A 4228-nucleotide genomic window follows, 5' to 3' on the forward strand; every position below is an offset into this window, starting at 1 on the left:
CGGTGAGGGAGGCTACACGCCGGCCAAATTCGATTTGAGCGTGTGGTTGGATGATAGCGGCGAGCAGATCAATGGCGGAATGACATTCGCGTTGAGTCTGTTTGAAGAAGCGAGCATCGCCCGCATTATCGCTATGTATCAGCGTGTGCTTCAGGGCTTGGTGAGTGCGCCGGAGGCGCGCTTGGCAGATATCGATGTGCTGACGGAGTCAGAAAAACACACGCTGCTGCACGAATGGAATCAAACCGATGCGGACTACCCGTCGGATCAAACGCTGGAGCAGTTGTTTGAGGCTCAGGTACTGAAGGCACCAGATAATGTGGCGCTGGTACACGAGGGCGAGACGCTAAGTTACCGCGAGGTGAACCATCGAGCCAATCAGCTGGCGCGTCGGCTGCGCGAAGTGTATGCCCAGAGTAGCGGGCAAGTCCTGGCGGCGGACACACTGATCGCGTTGTACTTCGATCGCAGTGTTGAAATGGTGATCAGTATCCTGGCGGTGTTGAAAGCCGGCGGGGCTTATGTGCCGATCTCCCCGGAGTATCCGGCCGAGCGGGTGTGTTTTATCCTCGAAGATACCGGCGCTCGCGTTGTGTTGAGTCAGAGTGCGCAGAGCGCGAGTCTGACTGACGCATTGTCGGGTTTAACAGGCACTGTCCCGCAGGTGATCTGCGCGGATGAGCGCGCGCAGTTTCAGGTGCTGGATGACAGCAATATCGAGCGTGATCGCAGCTCCAGTGATCTGGCGTATGTAATATATACCTCGGGCACCACCGGAAAGCCGAAAGGGGTGATGCTTGAGCATCGTTCGATTATCAATTTAATTTGGAATCAGGCCACAGATTTTCGTTTTTCTGACGATGAGGTTGTAATCTGGATTTCGTCCTATATTTTTGATGCCTCGGTTGAAACATTCTATTTGTCGCTACTAAATCGAGCTACTCTGCTGGTTCCCTCGAAAAAAGACATAAATGATGTTGACACCATCTGGGGGCTGATCAACGACAATCAAGTTACGCATATTCATGCAACGCCAGGCTATTTGTCAGTACTTGGCGCGCCAGCGGCTTCGACATCTGTTAGGCGCGTGGTCAGTGCGGGTGAAGCGCTTACAAAAAATGTTCGGTCTTTTTGGGGGAAAAAACTTATAAACAAATACGGTGTTACCGAGTGCTCGGTTACGACTGCACAGCTACTTCGTGATAATCACCGTCACACGGTAAATTGTATTGGTCGAGCAATTAATAACACCCAGTTGTACGTACTATCTAAAAACTTAAAGCTGTCGCCAATTGGATCGGTTGGCGAGTTATATGTTGCAGGCGACAGCTTGGCGAGAGGCTATTTAAATCTTCCAGAATTAACTGCGGGAAGATTTATTGAAAACCCTTATGCCTCTGACAGCTTGGTCGATCGCCGAATTTATAAGACGGGTGATTTAGTGCGCTGGCTCCCGTCCGGTGAGATGGAGTTTATTGGTCGTAATGACCAGCAAGTAAAAATACGTGGCCACCGAATTGAGCTGGGTGAAGTACAGTATGCCCTGAGCGAGTGTCAGGCAGTATTCAATGCCGTTATTTGTGTCAGGGAAAAAGAGGGTAATAAGTATTTGGCTGCATATATTGTTCCTGATCCTGCTGAAAGCGTTGAAGTGGAAAGGGTAAGGCAGGAGCTGATGCGTAAGTTGCCCGAATATATGATGCCTTCGAGCTTTACGTTAATCGATAAAGTACCCCTAACAATCAATGGAAAATTAGATCAGAAAGCGCTTCCTGAGCCAGAGTTTTCTTCTACTGATGATTTTGTGGCTGCGGAGTCTGAGGCAGAGAAGGTTCTATGTGCCATTTGGTCGGACGTTTTGAATGTCTCTCCAGTAGGGTTGAAAGATAACTTTTTTAGAATCGGTGGCGATTCTATTTTAAGTATTCAACTGGTCAGTCGCTTGAGAAAGAAAGGTTTTCACGTTCTAGTGAAAGACGTCTTTGAAGCACCGACCGTCGCTGAGCTAGCCGATCGTTTATCTCGCTCATCTCTCGACACACAGGTTACTGCTGAACAAGGCGCACTAGTCGGCGTCTTTGAATTACTGCCGATTCAGACGCGTTTTTTCGAGAAACCCCTAGTCAATATTCACCACTGGAATCAGGCATTTACGGTTACGCTCCCCAATATGCTGAGTTTTCAGTCGGTGGCACAGGCGGTCACGGCGCTCGCTGATCAGCACGATATTCTACGCTGCGCATTTGAGATTACCGAGCAGGGCGTACAGCAGCGTTACCATCAAAGCGTGAGCCTGATGATGGCTCCCGTAGAGCAGCTCGATGTCAGTACTCTGAGTACCGAAGCGCTGAACCATCAGCTGACACAGTGGCAGAGCCAGTTCGATATTTACCAGGGGCCACTGTGGCAGGCGGCGTATTTACACGGCTATGCGGATGGCAGTGCCCGTCTTTTCTTTGCCTTCCATCACCTAATCATCGATGCGGTCTCTTGGCGGATTTTGGCGGAAGACGTGGAGCAGCTGCTCAGCGGTAGGGCGCTCGGCCGCAAAACCAGCAGTTACCGTCAGTGGGTGCAGGTTGTACAAAATTACGCCGAGCGTCATCAGGGCGATGTGGACTATTGGCGGGGGGTAACGTCGGATCAGCAGTCTCTGCTTGAGCAAATTGGCGACGATCTGGCAGGTAGCCCGCACGCAGCCGAGGTTGTGCTCTCGAAAGAGGCTACGGATCAGTTGCTACACCGAGCGAACGAGGGCTACAACACCGAAATTAATGACTTGTTGCTGGCAGCCCTGGCGCAGGCGCTTCAGGCCAGCTTCGGCAGGGATACCTTCCACATCACGCTGGAGGGACATGGCCGTGAGCCCATTGATGATGCGATTGATGTCTCGCACACCGTGGGCTGGTTCACTACGGCCTACCCAGTGCGTCTGCAGGCGTATGCCTCACTAGAGGACGTGATCATTGAAACCAAGGAATCGCTTCGCCGTATTCCCGACAAGGGCATTGGGTTTGGAGCACTAACTCAGGCGGGCCTGTTAGTGCATAGCCCGCTGCCTGAAATCAGTTTTAACTATCTGGGGCAATTGGGTGCACAAGGCTCATCGCACGACAGTGCACCGTGGTTAGTGCATACGAAAGATGTCGGATTAACCAGTGCTGCTGAAAATCAAAACTCATTTAGCATAAACATTAATGGCGTTGTGCAGTCTGGACAGATGCGCCTGTATATCGTCGCTTCGGTAGCGAGAGAGTCAGTGAGTCTACTCGCCAAAAATTTAAATCAAAGCCTAATTGATGTAATGCATTTTTCTATACGTACTGCCGAGTCAGGGACGATTAAAACTCCGAGTGATTTTTCAATGAATAGTATGTCTGTTGAGGATCTTCGGTCTTTGGAGCGGCGTCAGAAGATAAAGCGACAAACGAAGAATAAGAATGCAGATACACCGCGCAATATAATGGAGATATAGAGTGCTTTCCTTAATCAAAAAGCTTAAGAGAGAAAATGTTGCAGTTTGGGCTTCAGGTGACAAACTGAATCTATCTTATGATGGGGAACTACAGGCCAGTATTCTGAGCGAGCTGAAGGAAAGTAAAGAAGATTTACTGTCTTACCTCCGTGGTTTTGATATTTTTTCTCCGCAGGATTTTTATGAGTTTTCATCCAGGGGAAGTTCATCGGCTTTATCTATTGATCATATTTTTCCCGCTACGAGCTTGCAGCAGGGGTTTATCTATTATCAGTTGAATCAACCGAATGACGACGCATATCGTGTACAGGTTTTGATTGACTACGCGCTGGAAGCCTTTGATGTCGATTCCTATATGGATGCCTGGAAGCTAGCGGCCTTGAAGTTCCCAATTCTTAGAACGTCCTTTGATTGGGAAGATAAGGATATTTTTCAGGTGATTCACTCTGGCCAAAGCTTGTCAGATGAGCACTTTCAGTTCTACGACCTTAGTGATCTTTCTCAACAAGAGCGTGACTCGAAAATATCGGCAATACAGGGAGAAGATCGACGATTTGACTTTGATTTGGGCGTGCCGGGGCTGGTTCGATTTCATTTGCTTAAGCACAGTGCCGACTATTACACCGTTATTAAGACTACACATCACAGTATCAGTGACGGTTGGAGTGGCCCGATTTTAATGCGCACAGTGCACCAGTACTACGATGCACTGGTAAAAGGTGAGACTCCTGAAGTGGAAGAGGAGACCGCCTA

At 49.3% G+C, this 4228-nt stretch carries 2 protein-coding genes; both read left to right on the top strand.

Annotation, left to right across the window (positions count from 1 at the left end):
* Nucleotides 1–40 precede the first annotated feature (40 nt).
* A complete protein-coding gene (locus tag LC093_RS20020) occupies nt 41–3475 on the top strand; it encodes a non-ribosomal peptide synthetase (RefSeq protein WP_226669213.1) in 3435 nt (1144 codons plus the stop codon).
* Between the two features lies 1 nt (nt 3476).
* Nucleotides 3477–4228: condensation domain-containing protein (locus LC093_RS20025; RefSeq protein WP_226669215.1), on the top strand; the 752-nt coding region annotated here is incomplete at its 3' end.

The sequence above is a fragment of the Microbulbifer aggregans genome (genome assembly GCF_020524005.1).
GTDB classification, from domain to species: Bacteria; Pseudomonadota; Gammaproteobacteria; order Pseudomonadales; family Cellvibrionaceae; genus Microbulbifer; species Microbulbifer aggregans_A.